This window comes from Bacillus sp. MSP13 (assembly GCF_000815295.1).
Classification (GTDB): Bacteria; Bacillota; Bacilli; order Bacillales; family Bacillaceae; genus Bacillus; species Bacillus vallismortis.
The window spans coordinates 207,401-224,252 of the sequence record NZ_JXAQ01000005.1 but is presented as its reverse complement, the minus strand read 5'-3'; the positions used below and the strand labels follow the sequence as shown (position 1 = coordinate 224,252).

The following is a 16,852-nucleotide window of genomic DNA, read 5'->3' as shown; positions in this document are numbered from 1 at the left end:
GTTTCGATATAAATCATTCAATAAAAGGGGAGTTTGCCATGGGCATGAAAAAGAAATTAAGTTTAGGAGTTGCTTCCGCAGCACTAGGATTAGCTTTAGTAGGAGGAGGAACATGGGCAGCTTTTAATGACATTAAATCAACGGATGCTACTTTTGCGTCAGGTACACTTGATTTATCTGCTAAGGAAAATTCAGCAAGTGTCAATTTATCAAATTTAAAGCCGGGAGACAAATTGACGAAAGACTTCCAATTTGAAAATAACGGCACACTTGCGATTAAAGAAGTATTAATGGCGCTGAATTACGGTGAATTTAAAGCAAACGGCGGCAGTAATACATCAGCAGAAGATTTTCTCAGCCAGTTTGAAGTGACAGTATTGACAGTAGGAAAAGAGGGCGGCAATGGATACCCTAAAAATATTATCTTAGATGATGCCAACCTCAAGGACTTGTATTTGATGTCTGCTAAAAATGATGCAAAGGCTGCTGAAAAAATCAAAAAACAAATTGACCCTAAATTCTTACATGCAAGCGGTAAAGTCAATGTAGCCACAATTGACGGTACAACCGCTCCAGAATATGATGGTGTTCCAAAAACACCGATTGATTTTGATCAGGTTCAAATGGAGATCCAATTCAAAGATGACAAAACAAAAGACGAAAACGGCCTAATGGTTCAAAATAAATACCAAGGCAACTCAGTACAGCTTCAATTCTCGTTTGAAGCAACACAGTGGAACGGCTTGACAGTCAAAAAGGAACATACTGAAAAAGACGGTTACATTAAAGAAAATGAAAAAGCGCACAGTGAGGATAAAAATTAATAACATCGTGAAGGCCCAGTATTGATATACTGGGCCTTCTTGATGTGTATTGACAAAAGAGGAGTCAGTGCCTCTGCTCAGGCACTACTCCTCTTTTTGGGACTTTCTCCATTTTTGATAATCTAAAAATTCACGAAATTGTTTTTTCGATACCCCGGATGTCATTGCATCGCGAACTAATTTCTCCCATTCACTATCTAATTGACCATCGTATTCGGTTTCATGTTTCTCATCGAGCAAAGTATGAACCGAGACGTCCAGAACAGCGGAGACTTTTTCGAGAAATTGAATGGAGGGGTTCGTTTGTAGATTTCGTTCTATTGAGCTTAAATAAGACTTCGCTACCCCAGCTTTTTCAGCTAGTTCTGATAGTGAGTAGCCTTTTTCTTTACGGTATTGTTTAATACGCTGGCCAATCAATGTCATCACCTTCCTTGTGATATTATAGCACATTCAGAAAGGATTTATGGTATGACTTCTGGCTGCCGGACCAGGATGAGCAGACTTTTTGTTTAAAAGTAAATATTTTCGTATTTCTTCCGGGCTGATATTTGCCTCTTTGGCTTTCAACATCAATTCAACCCATTCTTGATCTAATTCGAAGTGCTCTTGTTTTGCATTTTTCATGCAGACTCTCCTCCTAAAATACTTGTTTATGTATTTCAGCCAGCCCGGCCATGACTCTTGTGTGCCTTCAGCGTCTCTGGAAGTCATTTGCCATTGAAATTACCAGAATTTTTTTCCAATACACCTTTATTATAATCGCATTTTTTCAAAAAAAACGAGAACGATGTCGAATGGCAAAAAAGTTAGCTTGAAATATTATTTTGCAAATAAAATAAACCGCCATTTTCAATTTCTATTGATATCTTCGGTTGATACAGGGATTTCAGCGCCTGTTTTTCTAGATGATACTCTTCTGGTTTTTCTTCTGTATGCTCATAAAACTTATCAAGCAATGACAGATCATTCTTCCACCTGTTCACCGCCTGTTCTGCCCAGTCTGACGGCTCCTGCATAGCGGATTTGGCAATATAGTTTTCCATCCGCTTAAGGCCGCTTGCCGGTTTGATCATAGGCGATATGGTGAAGCAATAGTCACAGATGTGAGACGTCAGTGAAAGATGTGTGAGCTTGCTTTGAAAATGTTCAATGATGGTTCCAGAGACTAGGTGAAGACCTAGTGACAATAGCTTATCCTTTTTCATGTCGGACTGGTATGAAATCGTGACATTTATACCAAGCCAAGGCTGGAGTGGGACTTTAGCTCCAGTTGACTCAATTTTCTCATACATTCTGGTAAATCTCCCATTTTGTTTAACAGCTTTGAACATTTGAAAAAGGCGGGGGGCTCCAAAATAAATAAATTCGCCATCTAGGTCTTTTGGAGCGGTTTCTTTATCTGTTATAAAAGTGATTTTCATCGGTTTCGGATCGCCGCCTGTCTTCTCGCGCCAGTGCCAGTAGAAAGGGCGGTTCATGATCTGTTTGTCCATTTCAACGGTAAGCTGCACTGTCATATAGCCGGAACCTTGATCGATGATTTGGCAGCTGTTTGCCTGAAAAAAACGAAGCAGAAAATCGTGAACCTCTTGCTGTCTCACTTATAAAACCTCCTTACAGGCTAAGATCCTCTTTTTTCAGCAGGCTGCTGTTTTTTATAAGACAAAAATGAGGTTAAGTTGTCCATTTTGATTTTCATTTCTTCTTCTGTTGCGGAATGGTACAAAATGTCGTGCAGGTGTTCTTCGAAATTGTTTACTTGAATTTTCGTTAATATATCGTCAAGTTCACCGACCACTTTTTCAAATAAATGAATTTTTTCATATAGCAGCTTTAAAATATGTTCTTCCACCGTATGTTTTGTCGCCATGTTGTAAATATGCACGTCACGCTCCTGGCCGAGCCTGTGAATTCTTCCGATTCTTTGCTCAAGGCGCATCGGATTCCATGGCAGGTCATAGTTGATCATGTGATTGCAAAATTGCAGGTTAATTCCTTCTCCGCCGGCTTCAGTTGCAATCAGAACCTGGACCTTTCCTCGAAAAAGATCCTTCATCCAGTCTTTTTTTCCGCGCTTAAATCCGCCTCTGAAGGGCACGGAGCTGATGCCGTTTTGCTGAAGGAACCATTGGAGGTAAATCTGGGTTGCCCGATATTCTGTAAAAATAATGACCTTATCGTCTATCTTCTTGATCAGATCAACGACTTGCAGCGCTTTAGAGTTTTGTGTGACTTGGTTGATGCGGTCTATTAAAACCGAAATGGTGTTTTCATCAATCGCCGGTGCTTGTTTTTCTTTTTGATCGAGCATTTTTTTCAGCGTCATATAAACCGCTTCTCTGCTTGAACAGCACTCTCTTTGCAATGTCATAATCGAGAACATGCTGGCCGGCTTATTGATGCCCTCCTTCAGACTGGAAATGTCATCGTAAAGCGCTTGTTCTGATGGAGAAAATTCAATCGGCACTGTTTCAACATGCCGCTGTTTCCAAGTCAGTCCGGTATCACGCCGCCTGTTTCGGATCATGACTTTATTTACAAGATCTTTTAAATGCTCATGCGTTTCTAAACTGGATTTCTTATTGGCAAACTCTTCTTGAAAGTGATTTTGACTGCCTAAATGGCCGGGTTTTAATAAGGACACCAAATTGAATATTTCTTCGATACGGTTTTGAATTGGCGTCGCTGTAAGAAGCAGGCAATATTTTTTTACGAGATTCCGGACAAATTCATAGTTCTTCGTTTTGCTATTTTTCAGTTTGTGTGCCTCATCAATAATAACGAGATCATATGGAATAGACAGCACGATTTCCCGGTGGGGCGAACGCTTTGCGGTATCGATTGATGAGACGACAATATCGCTCTGCTCCCACACGTAGCTTTTCTTTTGTTCAACGGCTGGGATCAAAAATTTTTCCTGAAGCTCTTTGACCCACTGCGACACAAGGGACGCGGGCACAAGGATCAAAATTTTCTTGGCTAATCCGCGAATCATATATTCTTTTAGAATCAGCCCCGCTTCAACCGTTTTCCCGAGACCCACCTCATCTGCTAAAATCGCTTTTCCGTTCATTTTTTCAACCACTTTTTGCGCAACCTCAAGCTGGTGCGGGAGCGGTGTAAAGGAAGGCAGGTATAAAGGGGCCCGTAAGCCTTTGAATTCAGGTATAGCTAATGTTTCCTGGATTTCTGCAGAGAGCTTGTACAGTTCCCAGTTCGCCCAAGGGCCATCATGTTGAAGCCTTTCCGCGAATTCTTCAGGCCATTTTGTATCGTAGATCAATTCTGCGTCCATTGCGTTGAAACCGCCTTTCTTATTCTTCGATTCTTAAAATGAACAATATCAGAAAAATCTGCCCAAATTGCTGTTGCCCAGCATATAGTGATGGTGGTAGGATATGAGTATGTATTTGATGTAAGATATTGCTATAGTATGTCCATAACAGAATGAAAATATGAGCGAATGACAGCAAGGGGAGAGACCTGACCGAGAATCTCGGGATTCAGGCGCCGAAGGAGCAAACTGCGGAGTGAATCTCTCAGGCAAAAGAACTCTTGCTCGACGCAACTCTGGAGAGTGTTTGCGCGGATGCGCAAACCACCAAAGGGGACGTCTTTGCGTATGCAAAGTAAACTTTCAGGTGCCAGGACAGAGAACCTTCATTTTACATGAGGTGTTTCTCTGTCCTTTTTTCTATGTTTTTTTAGCTGCGCCGTTGAAAAAGGGGAGGAATTCGATGCTGAAAAGAACGCCGTTATTTGACCTGTATAAAAAATATGGAGGGAAAACGATTGATTTCGGAGGCTGGGAGCTGCCTGTTCAATTTTCTTCTATCAAAAAGGAACACGAAGCTGTCCGAACTGCAGCCGGGCTGTTTGATGTCTCTCATATGGGAGAAATCGAAGTGTCAGGAAATGACAGTCTGCCTTTTTTGCAAAGGCTGATGACCAATGATATTTCCGCGTTAACACCGGGCCGGGCACAATACACCGCAATGTGCTATTCCGACGGCGGAACCGTCGATGATTTACTTGTCTATCAAAAAGGTGAGAACCATTATTTGCTGGTCATTAATGCTTCTAATATAGATAAAGATTTGGCTTGGATGAAAGAACATGCCGCAGGTGATGTGCAGATTGATCATTTGTCTGATCAGATCGCGCTCTTAGCTCTACAGGGGCCAAAAGCAGAAACAATCTTAAAAACGCTGACGTCTTCAGATTTATCTGCATTACAGCCGTTTGCATTTATTGATGAGGCTGATATCAGCGGCTGCAAAGCGCTTATTTCGCGCACCGGTTATACGGGTGAGGACGGATTTGAAATTTACTGCCGCACGGATGACGCTGTGGAGATATGGGAGAAAATCATTGATGCAGGAGAAGCATACGGGCTGATTCCATGCGGCCTCGGCGCACGTGATACGCTCCGGTTTGAAGCGAAGCTCCCCCTTTACGGCCAGGAGCTGACCCGGGATATTACACCGATTGAAGCAGGTATAGGCTTTGCCGTAAAGCACAAAAAACAGTCTGACTTTTTTGGCAAGTCAGTATTGAGTGAACAGAAAGAAAAAGGGGCGAAGCGAAAGCTTGTCGGACTCGAAATGATTGAAAAAGGGATACCGCGGCACGGGTATGAAGTGTTCCATAATGGCAAGTCCGTCGGAAAGGTGACAACCGGCACGCAGTCACCGACATTAGGGAAAAACGTCGGCCTTGCCTTAATTGCTGCGGAAGCGAGTGAAATCGGGACTGTAGTTGAGGTAGAGATTCGCAAAAAATTAGTGAAAGCAAAGGTTGTTAAAACACCATTTTATAAACGCTAATATTTTTTCTTTGGGGAGAGGAGTCAACACATGAAGCACCGTTATTTGCCCGCAACAGAAAAGGATAAACAGGAAATGCTTGCCGCGATCGGCGTAAGCGGCGTCGATGAACTATTTGCCGATATACCGGAAAACGTCAGATATAAAAAAGAGTATCAAATCAAAAAAGCGAAATCAGAAACCGAGCTCACAAGAGAGCTGGCAAAGCTGGCCTCTAAAAATAGCGATACCGTACAACACGCCTCTTTTTTGGGAGCGGGTGTATATGACCACTACCAGCCTGTGATCGTGGATCATGTTATTTCACGCTCTGAGTTTTATACGGCATATACGCCTTATCAGCCGGAAATTTCGCAAGGGGAGCTTCAGGCTATTTTCGAATTCCAAACGATGATCTGTGAGCTGACAGGAATGGATATCGCCAACTCCTCTATGTATGACGGCGGAACAGCCTTGGCAGAAGCGGCAATGCTTGCTTCCGGCCATACGAAAAAGAAAAAAATCGTTGTGTCAAAAACCGTGCATCCAGAATCGAGAGAAGTGCTGAAAACGTACGCAAAAGGCCAGTATATTGAAGTTGTTGAAGTTCCCAGTGCGGATGGTGTCACAGATCTTGACGCTTTGCGCCAAACCGTTTGCGAGGATACAGCCGCAGTGATCGTTCAGTACCCGAATTTTTTTGGACGGATCGAGCCGTTAAAGGATATTGAGCCTATCGCTCATCAAGGGAAATCCATGTTCATTGTGTCAGCCAACCCGCTTGCGTTAGGCCTCCTCACTCCGCCGGGCAAGTTTCAGGCTGATATCGTCGTCGGCGATGCGCAGCCTTTCGGCATTCCTTCAGCATACGGCGGCCCGCATTGCGGCTTTTTCGCCGTCACGAAAAAGTTAATGAGAAAGGTGCCGGGCCGTCTCGTCGGACAAACGGAAGACGAAAACGGCAAAAGAGGCTTTGTGCTTACATTACAAGCCAGAGAACAGCATATCCGCCGGGATAAAGCGACATCAAATATATGCTCGAATCAAGCTTTAAATGCACTGGCAGCTTCTGTCGCCATGACAGCTCTCGGGAAAAACGGCGTAAAAGAAATCGCCCGCCAAAATATCCTAAAAGCAAACTATGCAAAGCAAGAAGTGAAAAAAGCGGGCCTCCCCATTATATTTGACGGCCCGATGTTTAATGAATTTGTCATCAAACTGGTTGAACCGGTGAAAGCTGTGAACCAGCGTTTGCTGGCAAAAGGCATCATCGGCGGATATGATCTTGGGCTGACGTATCCAGGGATGGACTGTCATATGCTGATTGCTGTAACGGAGCTGAGAACAAAAGAAGAAATTGACGGACTCATTCAGGAATTGGGGGATCGCCATGAGTAATCAGGACCAGGCACTTATATTTGAGCTATCCAGAGAAGGCCGTATCGGCTACAGCCTGCCAGAGCTCGATGTACCGGAAATCGAATTGGAGGACCTCTTATCAGACACCTACATCCGTGACGTGGACGCAGAGCTGCCTGAGGTGTCCGAACTGGATATCATGCGCCATTATACAGCGTTGTCCAAACGGAATCACGGGGTGGATTCGGGCTTTTACCCGCTTGGTTCCTGCACAATGAAATACAATCCGAAAATCAATGAAAAGATTGCGCGAATTCCCGGTTTTGCTGCAATTCATCCTCTTCAAGATGAAGATACGGTGCAAGGCGCTTTAGAGCTTTTATATGATTTAAGCGAGCACCTCGAGGACATTACGGGAATGGATGAGGTCACACTTCAGCCCGCTGCCGGGGCGCATGGTGAATGGACAGGGCTGATGATGATCCGCGCCTATCATGAAGCGCGCGGGGATTTCAAGCGGACGAGGGTCATTGTTCCTGATTCCGCGCATGGGACAAATCCTGCTTCAGCGACAGTAGCCGGCTTTGAAACGGTTACGGTGAAATCGAATGAAAATGGGCTTGTCGATCTGGAAGATTTAAAAAGAGCGGTGAATGAAGAAACTGCTGCTCTGATGCTGACGAATCCGAATACGCTTGGCCTGTTTGAGGAGCAGATCACCGAGATGGCGGCAATCGTTCACCAAGCGGGCGGAAAACTGTACTATGACGGCGCCAATTTAAATGCGGTTTTAAGCAAAGCGAGACCGGGAGATATGGGATTTGACGTGGTGCATCTCAACCTGCATAAAACATTCACCGGCCCTCATGGCGGCGGCGGTCCCGGTTCAGGCCCTGTCGGTGTAAAAAAAGAGCTGATTCCTTATTTGCCAAAGCCAGTTTTAATCAAAAAGGAAGGGCGCTTTACATTTGATGATGACCGCCCACACTCGATCGGCCGCGTCAAGCCGTATTACGGCAACTTCGGCATCAATGTCAGAGCGTATACGTATATCCGCTCTATGGGGCCTGACGGCTTACAGGCTGTTACTGAGAACGCAGTGTTAAACGCCAACTATATGATGAGAAAGCTCGCGCCTTATTACGATCTTCCGTTTGACCGTCATTGCAAGCATGAATTTGTATTGTCAGGCAAGCGGCAGAAAAAGCTGGGAGTCCGTACGCTTGATATAGCAAAACGGCTGCTTGATTTCGGCTATCATCCGCCTACGATTTATTTCCCGCTTAATGTTGAAGAATGCATCATGATTGAGCCGACAGAGACGGAATCAAAGGAAACGCTGGATGCGTTTATCGACGCTATGATTCAAATCGCAAGAGAAGCGGAGGAGAATCCTGAGCTCGTTCAAGAGGCGCCGCATACGACAATTGTAAAAAGAATGGATGAAACAAAAGCGGCGAGACACCCGGTGCTCAGGTATGAGTAGGCAAAAAGATAAATAACAACAGCTGCTTAATAGATTGTATGTGGGTTCAATGCGGTCATTAAACTGGTTTGTAAGGTGTTTTTGTATTTCTTCGCCTCTTTTGGCGTGCAACTGGTGAGCATGAAAAATCCTTCATCCGTTCAATGAGAACGTTTGAAGGATTTTTTAATGCAGCTGCCTCTCTATCCAAAGGAATCTTTACCAATCCATTGTTAGCCCTCTTAAGAATTTTTTAAAAAATGGGGTTCATTGCATGAGATTTGAAGTGATGCTGCCAGTGGGCGTAATGAAAGGTGAAGAAATCATTGCGGCTTTGGTATGGGAGCATTGATGAGAATTTAAAAAAACAGGCTTTCTGATTGAAAAAGAGGTTGAGCAGAATAACCTCTTTTTCTATACAAAAATATAAAATAATAACGAAGCGAAAATCTATCGTTAAGTTGACTCTCTGATCATAAGTTTTGTTGGTAGTTTAATAATTCTTCTGTTTAAAGAAGTGTTACCCGAAATATTCTCGATGAGTTTCAAAACAGCCTGCTGACCTAATTCTATTATCGGAATATCAATCGTTGTTATGGTCGGAGTGACGACTTGGCAGATCAGTTGGTTGTCAAAACCAATGACAGCTAAGTCTTCTGGAACATGAAAGCCACTTTTTATCGCCTGCTTAATAATCCCTGCGGCGACTTGATCATTCCCTGTAAATATTGCTGAGGGCCTGTCTTTTAAATCTTTTATCTTATCAAAAACGCGAAAGCCATCCTCGATATTAAACAATTCCCCGAATATCCATTCATTTTTATGATGTAAATTGTAATCTTGTAGAGCTTTCAAATAACCCTCTTTCCTCTGACGTTGAGCTTCGCTATATGGAGTATCAAAACAAAATCCAATTTTTTTATGTCCTCTTTCAATTAAATGTGCTACTCCCATGTATGCGGCTTCAAATTCATCATACCCAATGATCGTTATGTCCGCTGAGTGATGATACTCATTACATAATAAGATAGGCCCATACTTCAGGAAAGGGGATATCTTCTCCCATTCATTTTCTAACGTTCCAAGAATAATACCGTCAACTTCTTTGTGTTTCAATAACTCTAATAGCTCTAGTTCTGTCTGTTGGTCATAAAAGGTTTGAAATACAATGACCTTGTAATGTTGAGACAGCGCTTCATGAGAGACCCCTTTTATTAATTGAGTGAAAAATGGATGGTCGATACTCGGAACCGATAAAGCTATCGTTTGCGTCTTATTTCTTCTGAAATTCCGTGCTAAATAATTGGGCGTGTAGTCAAGTTCGCTAATCGTTTTTAAGATCATATCTCTTTTTTCTTTCGACACATAAGGATGATTATTCAATACTCTTGATACTGTGGTTTTAGACACATTGCACAATTTTGCTATCTCATCGATTGTAGGCATATTTTCCCTTCCTTAAAAAAGTTATTGACATGTTATCGGTTTCAGAAATTAGGATAAATTTGTATCAAATTTTCCAGATTACAAATCATTGGAGGTACTGTTCATGCAAAAACAGGTTAAAGTTACAGGTAAAAGTAAAGAAAACATGTTTCTGCTAAAACATTTAAAAGGTGACGTGCAAGGAAAAGAACTTGTTATTGAAGACAGTATTGTAAACGAGCGCTGGAGACACGTATTAAAAGAAAATACAGATATTGAAAATGATCTTTTCAACTACCAAAAGCATCGTGAAATAAGTAATGTCCCTTTTTTGCCTGTAGATAGATTAATAACCAATGATGAAGTGGATGATATTTTAAAAACGTTAACTAAAGTTTTGCCAACTGGAAAATTTACAAGTGGTTCCTATGTAGACCAATTCGAAAAGGTTTTATCTACATATTTACATAAAAGGTATGTAATTGCAACTAGCAGCGGAACCGATGCGATCATGATAGGGTTATTGGCTTTAGGATTAAACCGGGGGGATGAAGTAATCATGCCGGCTAATAGCTTTTCAGCTACTGAAAATGCTGTATTAGCTTTGGGAGGCGTTCCTGTCTATGCGGATATTAACCCGCAAACATTCTGCATCGATCCTAACAAAATTGAGGAAGCAATAACTCCTTATACAAAGTTTATTCTGCCTGTGCACTTATACGGAAAACATTCAGAAATGGAGCATATCCGTCAAATAGCAAATCGTTATCAATTGAAAGTGATTGAGGATGCTTGCCAAGGGATTGGACTGACAGACTTAGGAAAGTATGCAGACATTACTACATTAAGCTTTAATCCATATAAGAATGTTGGTGTATGCGGCAAGGCTGGGGCGATAGCGACTGATAATGAAGAGCTCGCTGAAAAATGCATTCAATTTAGTTATCATGGTTTTGAAGTAAATGTGAAAAATAAGAAAGCCATCAATTTTGGTTTTAATTCAAAAATGGACAATATACAGGCAGCGATCGGTTTAGAGAGAATAAAGTATCTCTCATTAAACAACTTCAAAAGACTATTCTTGGCGGATAGATACATGACTCAATTAGCAGAATTACAGAATAAAGGCCTTATTGAATTGCCAGAATTAAGTGAAGATCATGTGTGGCATCTGTTTCCTATAAAGGTAAGAACAGAAGATAGGACAAACATTATGACTGCATTAAAGGATGATTTTGGCGTTCAAACAGATGTGTATTATCCAGTACTGTCACATATGCAAAAAACTCCTTTAGTGCAGGACAAGTATGCAAAACTCCAATTGGTTCATACGGAAAAGGCTCATCGTCAGGTACTGCACTTGCCTTTATATCCGTCATTTACATTAGAAGAACAAGACAGAGTGTTGGAGGGACTGTTTGATGTTATTAAGCAAGAAATCGGAGTATAAAACATTATCCAAGGTTGAACATCCTAAGTACATTGTTTTTTGTGATTTTGATGAAACGTATTTTCCGCATACAATCGATGAACAGAAACAACAACACATATATGAACTCGAAGACTATCTAGAACAAAAAAGCAAAGATGGAGAACTGCTAATCGGATGGGTTACTGGGAGTAGTATAGAGTCTATACTCGATAAAATGGGACGGGGAAAATTTAGATGTTTCCCGCATTTTATAGCTAGTGATCTGGGAACAGAAATTACGTACTTTTCAGAGCATAACTTCGGACAGCAAGATCATGAGTGGAACAGTCGTATAAATGAATCGTTTAGTAAAGAAAAAATTGAAATGCTTGTGAAACAGTTACGTGAAAATGAGAACATTTTTTTGGATCCACAAACTCAATTAGGAAAGTCACGGTATAAGCATAATTTTTATTATCAGGAACAAGATGAAATAAACGACAAGAAAAACCTGTCGGCCATTGAAAAGATCTGCGAGGAATACGGTGTTTCAGTTAATATAAATCGGTGTAATCCCTTAGCAGGTGACCCTGAAGGCAGCTATGATGTAGATTTTATACCCATGAGAACAGGAAAACACGAGATTGTAAAGTTTATGTTAGAGAAATACAACCTAAATGCCGAAAATGCGATCGCGTTTGGAGATAGTGGAAATGACGTTCGTATGCTACAGGCGGTAGGGAATGGCTATCTCTTAAAAAATGCAACACAAGAAGCCAAAAACTTGCACCACCTTATATCTGATAGTGAGTACTCAAAAGGAATTACAAATACCTTGAAAAAATTAATTGGATAATGAGGAGGAAATAGATATGAAGAAGATTGGAATCATAGGTGCAGGTGGTATTGCAAGGGCGCATGCAACGGCTTTATCTACAATAAAAAATGCAGAGTTGGCAGGGGTGTATGACATAAATCAACAGCAGGCGGCAAGCTTTGTTAAAACGTTCGGTGGGAAGACATATGAACATGTAGATGAACTAATTGATGTCTCAGAAGGTATCATTGTAGCATCCCCAAACTTTTGCCATAAAGAACATGCTTTGCAAGCATTAGCAAAACATAAGCATGTATTGTGTGAAAAGCCTATGGCCATTTCTCTTGAGGAAGCAAGCATAATGAAAGATACTGCTGAAAGGTTAGACGTCAGAGCTTGTATGGGATTTAATTATAGATATTTGCCTTACGTAAATATCTTAAAAAGTTTAATCATCAATAATGAATTAGGCAACATTCTGTCCGTAAAAGTACATTTCAAGAAAAATAGTGCAATTAGACGTAAGAAGTTTACTTGGAGAGATGACGCTAATAGTAAGAAGACTAGTGGATCATTGGGGGATCTGGGTATTCATCTTATCGACATGGTATGGTACTTGTTTGAGAGTGATTTCCTCCCAGAATCAGTAAGGGCAAAGATGAACACAAATGTAAAAACAAAAGAGGAAAAACAGGTGCTTGTAGATGACTATGCAGAAATTTATGGTCAACTGAAGAACAAGGTATTTGTCAATATCATCACATCAAAAAGCTCTGTACCTGAAGACTGTGGTTTTAGCATCGAGGTAGTGGGGCACAAAAAAGAGTTTAAATACCACACAGGTAATCCTCACGAGTACAAGCTCATTGATGGCTTGTACGCGGTAGACTGCCCAGTGCCGCAAAGTTTGTTAAACGATCCGCCAAACGAATTTTATGGTTGGGCTGATTCTTTTAGAAGCGAGTTAATCAATTGGATTGAAGCAACTCAGAAAGATTGGGTTGAGATTCCTTCTTTTATCGATGGTTTTAGATCTCAGGAAGTATTGGAAATGTTCTTTGAGAAGGATAGCAACTTTCAAAAAATGTCTGTTTAGCAGTCAATTAGTGATTCGAAAAGGTAAGCTACTAAAAAAGCAGGAATTCATTTTCCTGCTTTTTCATATAGGGGTGTAAGGAATGGTAAGAGGGACATACTTATTTGGATATGCTTTCTTTTTTACAGTGGGCATTATCCATATCTCAACAGGGAGTTTGACACCATTTTTATTAGAGTCTTTTAACAAGACAACAGACGACATTTCGGTCATCATTTTCTTTCAGTTTACCGGTTTCCTAAGCGGCGTATTAATGGCGCCGTTAATGATTAAGAAATACAGTCACTTTAGGACACTGACGTTCGCTTTAACCATCATGCTTGTGGCGTTAAGTCTCTTTTTTCTAACCAAAGATTGGTATTATATTGTTGTAATGGCTTTTCTTTTAGGATATGGGGCAGGTACATTAGAAACAACAGTTGGTTCCTTTGTCATTGCTAATTTTGCAAGTAATGCAGAAAAAATGAGTAAGTTGGAAGTCCTTTTCGGATTAGGCGCTTTATCTTTTCCATTATTCATTAATTCCTTCATTAATATCAATAACTGGTATGTACCATATTACTGCATATTCACCTTTTTGTTTGTCCTATTAGCAGGGTGGATAATGTTCTTATCCAAGAACAGAAAGTACACTAAGAACGCTAACCAGCAAGTGTCCCTGCCAGATGCAGGAGCCTTTCAATACTTTATAGGAGATAGAAAAAAATCAAAGCAGTTAGGCTTTTTTGTATTTTTTGCTTTCCTATATGCTGGAATTGAAACGAATTTTGCCAACTTTTTACCTTCCATCATGATAAACCAAGACAATGCACAAATTAGCCTTATAAGTGTCTCCTTTTTCTGGGTGGGGATCATCATAGGAAGAATCCTGATTGGTTTAGTAAGCAGAAGGCTTGATTTTTCGAAGTATCTTCTATTTAGTTGCAGTTGTTTAATTGTTTTGTTGATTGCCTTCTCTTATATAAGCAACCCAATCATTCAATTGGGTGGTACATTTTTGATTGGTCTGTGTATAGCGGGCATATTTCCCATTGCATTAACACTAGCCTCCATCATGATTCAAAAGTACGTTGACGAAGTGACAAGTTTATTTATTGCTTCGGCAAGTTTCGGAGGAGCAATCATTTCTTTCTTAATCGGATGGAGTTTAAATCAGGATACGATCTTATTAACCATGGGGATATTTACAACGATGGCGATGATTTTAGTGGGTATATCTGTAAAGATTAGGAGAACGAAAACAGAAGACCCTATTTCGATTGAAAGCAAAGCTTCAAAAACGCAGTAACACACGTGTACATGAAAGATACGAATAGTCCTATCGTAAGTAAGAAGAGGATGTAGTGTCCTCTCAGGCTGTCGAGTGTTTTCTCGGCAGTATGAAAAAAAGCATTCATTCATCTAAAAAGGCGAATGATCAGCGTTTTGGCGCCAAACTTTTTTGTAAAGATCAGGCGAAAAGGCTCTGCTGATGGCCATTTCTAAAAGAGCACTTAATCGGGATATATGGGCAGTGGCAGTGTTAACTAGTGTTCTGTCCTTTGAGTCTTTTCATGTGGGCAGTAAAAAAAATCCTTCAAACGTTCTCGTTGAACGAAAGAAGGATTTTTTAATGCTCAGGCGAAAAAAATATAAGAAAAGGAAAAGCGGAAAATACATTAAAAGCCAATAGGCAGCTGTTTAGCTTTATTTCTTTGCTTTAATCTTTCCGCCCCATTTTTTAAAGCCGCCTTTTAGGTTGTAAATTTCAGTGCAGCCGTTTTTGCGCAGGGTTTGTGCCGCGCGTCCGCTGCGGACGCTGTTTTGGCAGTACAGATAAACAGGCTTGTCCGGACGGATTTCATTTTTTCTCTGTTTCAGCTGGGAGAGCGGAATGTTGCGGGCGCCTAAAATATGCCCGCCCTCAAACTCATTAGGCTCACGAACATCAATCAGCTGCGCTTTTCGGTAACCCGCGCGGAATTCTTCTTCCGTAAGTGTTTTCATAATTCGCTGCTGATAGACATATGAAGCAATCATATACACGAGAAACGCAGCAAAAATAATCAAAACGATCATATTAGACAATGTGGTTCTACTCCTTTAGCATATAAAATCAAAACCCTGTTCATAAAACAAGGTGATAGAGCCGTTTTCGACAAGTTCTATTATAGTAAAGCATAGCGCGATTGTCATCCATAATGGAACGAAAATATTTTTCATTTTCCCGGCAGTTTGATAAACTGATTCTATTAAAACGGTAAGGAAGGTCTCAAAATGGAAAAAGAAACGTGGCGGTTTATAGACTCAGGCAATGCAAATCCTGCATTTAATATGGCGCTTGATGAAGCGCTTTTATATTGGCACAGCGAAAAAAAATACCCCCGGTTATCCGTTTTTACGGCTGGAATCCGGCGACTCTTTCTGTAGGGTATTTTCAAAATATTAAAAAGGAAATTAATTTTGAAGCAGTACATAAGTATCATCTTGGATTCGTCAGACGCCCAACCGGCGGGAGAGGTGTGCTGCACGATCAAGAATTGACATACAGCGTGATTGTTTCAGAAGAACACCCCGAAATGCCGGCGACGGTCACTGAGGCATACCGAGTCATTTCTGAAGGCATCCTCCAAGGCTTTAGAAATCTCGGTCTGGACGCTTACTTTGCCATCCCGAGAACTGAAAAAGAAAAAGAAAGCTTAAAAAATCCGCGGTCATCTGTTTGTTTTGACGCGCCTTCGTGGTATGAGCTTGTCGTCGAGGGACGCAAGGTGGCGGGAAGCGCGCAAACAAGACAAAAAGGCGTGATTCTTCAGCATGGTTCTATTCTCCTTGATTTGGATGAGGACAAGCTGTTTGATTTGTTTTTGTATCCGAGTGAAAGAGTCAGAGAGCGGATGCAGCGCAATTTCAAAAATAAAGCGGTTGCCATTAACGAACTCACTGAAAAGCGGGTAACGATGGACGAGGCCCGTAAAGCCTTTAAAGAAGGGTTTGAAACAGGCCTTAACATTCATTTGGAGCCATACGAACTGTCTCAGGAAGAGCTTGATTTTGTACAACACTTGGCAGAAACAAAGTACGCTTCAGATGAATGGAATTACAAGCGGTAAACAGGGCTTTTGACCCGCGAAGCGTCCTTGTTTTTTCATGTTCATTAGTGTAAACTTGTAATGGTTTATAAAGTTAAGGTGCTTTTTGGGAGGGTTTCGATGACAACACCAAGTATGGAAGATTATATTGAACAGATTTATATGCTGATTGAAGAAAAAGGATATGCGCGGGTTTCCGATATTGCGGAAGCATTGGCAGTCCACCCCTCCTCTGTAACGAAAATGGTTCAAAAACTAGATAAAGACGAATATTTAATTTATGAAAAATATCGCGGTCTCGTGTTAACGTCTAAAGGGAAAAAAATAGGCAAACGGCTGGTTTACAGACATGAATTGCTTGAGCAGTTTTTAAGAATCATTGGTGTTGAAGAAGAGAAAATATATAACGATGTCGAAGGAATCGAACATCACTTAAGCTGGAACAGCATTGATCGCATCGGGGATCTTGTTCAATATTTTGAAGAAGATGATGCCCGTAAAAAAGATCTGAAATCAATCCAAAAGAAAACAGAAGATCATAATCAGTAAAAAGGCGGTCTCGAAGGAGGCCGTCTT

15 protein-coding genes, 1 pseudogene and 1 riboswitch are annotated in these 16,852 nt (G+C 41.1%); of the genes and pseudogenes, 10 read left to right on the top strand and 6 right to left on the bottom strand.

Features of this window, described 5'->3' with window-relative positions; genetic code table 11:
- Window positions 1-38 precede the first annotated feature (38 nt).
- Complete coding sequence (gene tasA / locus SC79_RS07130) at window positions 39-824, top strand: biofilm matrix protein TasA (protein ID WP_010328256.1); 786 nt, start codon at window positions 39-41, stop codon at window positions 822-824.
- Between the two features lie 84 nt (window positions 825-908).
- Here the strand turns inward: tasA and sinR are convergent, their stop codons facing one another.
- From sinR to SC79_RS07110, 4 genes are all read right to left on the bottom strand, one after another.
- Window positions 909-1,244 (bottom strand): transcriptional regulator SinR, encoded by a 336-nt coding sequence (sinR, locus tag SC79_RS07125; RefSeq protein ID WP_003226345.1) that lies wholly within the window; start codon window positions 1,242-1,244, stop codon window positions 909-911.
- 33 nt (window positions 1,245-1,277) lie between these two features.
- Window positions 1,278-1,451 carry an anti-repressor SinI gene (gene sinI, locus SC79_RS07120; protein ID WP_039074464.1) on the bottom strand — a complete coding sequence of 58 codons (174 nt, stop codon included), beginning with the start codon at window positions 1,449-1,451 and terminating at the stop codon, window positions 1,278-1,280.
- A 182-nt stretch (window positions 1,452-1,633) separates the two neighbouring features.
- The gene (locus tag SC79_RS07115) at window positions 1,634-2,428 is read right to left on the bottom strand and encodes a YqhG family protein (RefSeq protein WP_039074463.1); all 795 of its coding nucleotides are present in this window, start codon (window positions 2,426-2,428) and stop codon (window positions 1,634-1,636) included.
- Between the two features lie 20 nt (window positions 2,429-2,448).
- On the bottom strand, window positions 2,449-4,122 hold the full coding sequence (locus SC79_RS07110; RefSeq protein ID WP_039074462.1) for a DEAD/DEAH box helicase: 1,674 nt from the start codon (window positions 4,120-4,122) through the stop codon (window positions 2,449-2,451).
- Between the two features lie 168 nt (window positions 4,123-4,290).
- Window positions 4,291-4,392, top strand: a riboswitch (glycine riboswitch).
- Window positions 4,393-4,564: 172 nt separating this feature from the next.
- Here SC79_RS07110 and gcvT point away from each other — a divergent pair.
- The 3 genes from gcvT to gcvPB are packed head-to-tail and all read left to right on the top strand — an operon-like array spanning window position 4,565 to window position 8,477.
- Entirely contained in the window at window positions 4,565-5,653 is a 1,089-nt protein-coding gene (gene gcvT, locus SC79_RS07105) for a glycine cleavage system aminomethyltransferase GcvT (RefSeq protein WP_039074461.1), read from the top strand.
- Between the two features lie 30 nt (window positions 5,654-5,683).
- On the top strand, window positions 5,684-7,030 hold the full coding sequence (gcvPA, locus tag SC79_RS07100) for an aminomethyl-transferring glycine dehydrogenase subunit GcvPA (protein WP_039074460.1): 1,347 nt from the start codon (window positions 5,684-5,686) through the stop codon (window positions 7,028-7,030).
- Window positions 7,023-8,477 carry an aminomethyl-transferring glycine dehydrogenase subunit GcvPB gene (gene gcvPB, locus SC79_RS07095; RefSeq protein WP_039074459.1) on the top strand — a complete coding sequence of 485 codons (1,455 nt, stop codon included), beginning with the start codon at window positions 7,023-7,025 and terminating at the stop codon, window positions 8,475-8,477. The genes gcvPA and gcvPB overlap by 8 nt, the downstream gene beginning before the upstream one ends.
- 435 nt (window positions 8,478-8,912) lie before the next feature.
- Here the strand turns inward: gcvPB and SC79_RS07090 are convergent, their stop codons facing one another.
- Entirely contained in the window at window positions 8,913-9,902 is a 990-nt protein-coding gene (locus tag SC79_RS07090) for a LacI family DNA-binding transcriptional regulator (protein WP_039074458.1), read from the bottom strand.
- 103 nt (window positions 9,903-10,005) lie between these two features.
- On the opposite strand from SC79_RS07090, the gene SC79_RS07085 reads away from it, so the two are divergent.
- From SC79_RS07085 to SC79_RS07070, 4 genes are all read left to right on the top strand, one after another.
- Window positions 10,006-11,331: a DegT/DnrJ/EryC1/StrS family aminotransferase gene (locus SC79_RS07085; RefSeq protein ID WP_039074457.1), complete on the top strand. Its 1,326-nt coding sequence runs from the start codon at window positions 10,006-10,008 to the stop codon at window positions 11,329-11,331.
- Window positions 11,303-12,148: an HAD-IIB family hydrolase gene (locus SC79_RS07080; RefSeq protein ID WP_039074456.1), complete on the top strand. Its 846-nt coding sequence runs from the start codon at window positions 11,303-11,305 to the stop codon at window positions 12,146-12,148. Before SC79_RS07085 ends, SC79_RS07080 begins: the two co-directional genes overlap by 29 nt.
- A 16-nt stretch (window positions 12,149-12,164) precedes the next feature.
- On the top strand, window positions 12,165-13,205 hold the full coding sequence (locus tag SC79_RS07075; RefSeq protein ID WP_039074455.1) for a Gfo/Idh/MocA family protein: 1,041 nt from the start codon (window positions 12,165-12,167) through the stop codon (window positions 13,203-13,205).
- An 82-nt stretch (window positions 13,206-13,287) separates the two neighbouring features.
- Window positions 13,288-14,493, top strand: coding sequence for an MFS transporter (locus SC79_RS07070; RefSeq protein ID WP_039074454.1), 1,206 nt, complete (start codon window positions 13,288-13,290; stop codon window positions 14,491-14,493).
- Window positions 14,494-14,891: 398 nt separating this feature from the next.
- Here the strand turns inward: SC79_RS07070 and SC79_RS07060 are convergent, their stop codons facing one another.
- Window positions 14,892-15,272 carry a rhodanese-like domain-containing protein gene (locus tag SC79_RS07060; RefSeq protein WP_010328268.1) on the bottom strand — a complete coding sequence of 127 codons (381 nt, stop codon included), beginning with the start codon at window positions 15,270-15,272 and terminating at the stop codon, window positions 14,892-14,894.
- Window positions 15,273-15,461: 189 nt separating this feature from the next.
- On the opposite strand from SC79_RS07060, the pseudogene lipM reads away from it, so the two are divergent.
- Both lipM and mntR read left to right on the top strand, forming a co-directional pair.
- Window positions 15,462-16,297: pseudogene (gene lipM, locus SC79_RS07055) on the top strand (octanoyltransferase LipM).
- Between the two features lie 99 nt (window positions 16,298-16,396).
- Window positions 16,397-16,825, top strand: a complete 429-nt coding sequence (mntR, locus tag SC79_RS07050) for a transcriptional regulator MntR (protein ID WP_039074452.1) — start codon at window positions 16,397-16,399, stop codon at window positions 16,823-16,825.
- The last annotated feature ends 27 nt before the right edge of the window (window positions 16,826-16,852 follow it).

Coding starts and splice junctions, on each gene's coding strand:
- tasA (WP_010328256.1), top strand. CDS start 39: ATGGGCATGAAAAAGAAATTAAGTTTAGGAGTTGCTTCCGCAGCACTA.
- sinI (WP_039074464.1), bottom strand. CDS start 1,451: ATGAAAAATGCAAAACAAGAGCACTTCGAATTAGATCAAGAATGGGTT.
- SC79_RS07110 (WP_039074462.1), bottom strand. CDS start 4,122: ATGGACGCAGAATTGATCTACGATACAAAATGGCCTGAAGAATTCGCG.
- gcvT (WP_039074461.1), top strand. CDS start 4,565: ATGCTGAAAAGAACGCCGTTATTTGACCTGTATAAAAAATATGGAGGG.
- gcvPA (WP_039074460.1), top strand. CDS start 5,684: ATGAAGCACCGTTATTTGCCCGCAACAGAAAAGGATAAACAGGAAATG.
- gcvPB (WP_039074459.1), top strand. CDS start 7,023: ATGAGTAATCAGGACCAGGCACTTATATTTGAGCTATCCAGAGAAGGC.
- SC79_RS07090 (WP_039074458.1), bottom strand. CDS start 9,902: ATGCCTACAATCGATGAGATAGCAAAATTGTGCAATGTGTCTAAAACC.
- SC79_RS07085 (WP_039074457.1), top strand. CDS start 10,006: ATGCAAAAACAGGTTAAAGTTACAGGTAAAAGTAAAGAAAACATGTTT.
- SC79_RS07080 (WP_039074456.1), top strand. CDS start 11,303: ATGTTATTAAGCAAGAAATCGGAGTATAAAACATTATCCAAGGTTGAA.
- SC79_RS07075 (WP_039074455.1), top strand. CDS start 12,165: ATGAAGAAGATTGGAATCATAGGTGCAGGTGGTATTGCAAGGGCGCAT.
- SC79_RS07070 (WP_039074454.1), top strand. CDS start 13,288: ATGGTAAGAGGGACATACTTATTTGGATATGCTTTCTTTTTTACAGTG.
- mntR (WP_039074452.1), top strand. CDS start 16,397: ATGACAACACCAAGTATGGAAGATTATATTGAACAGATTTATATGCTG.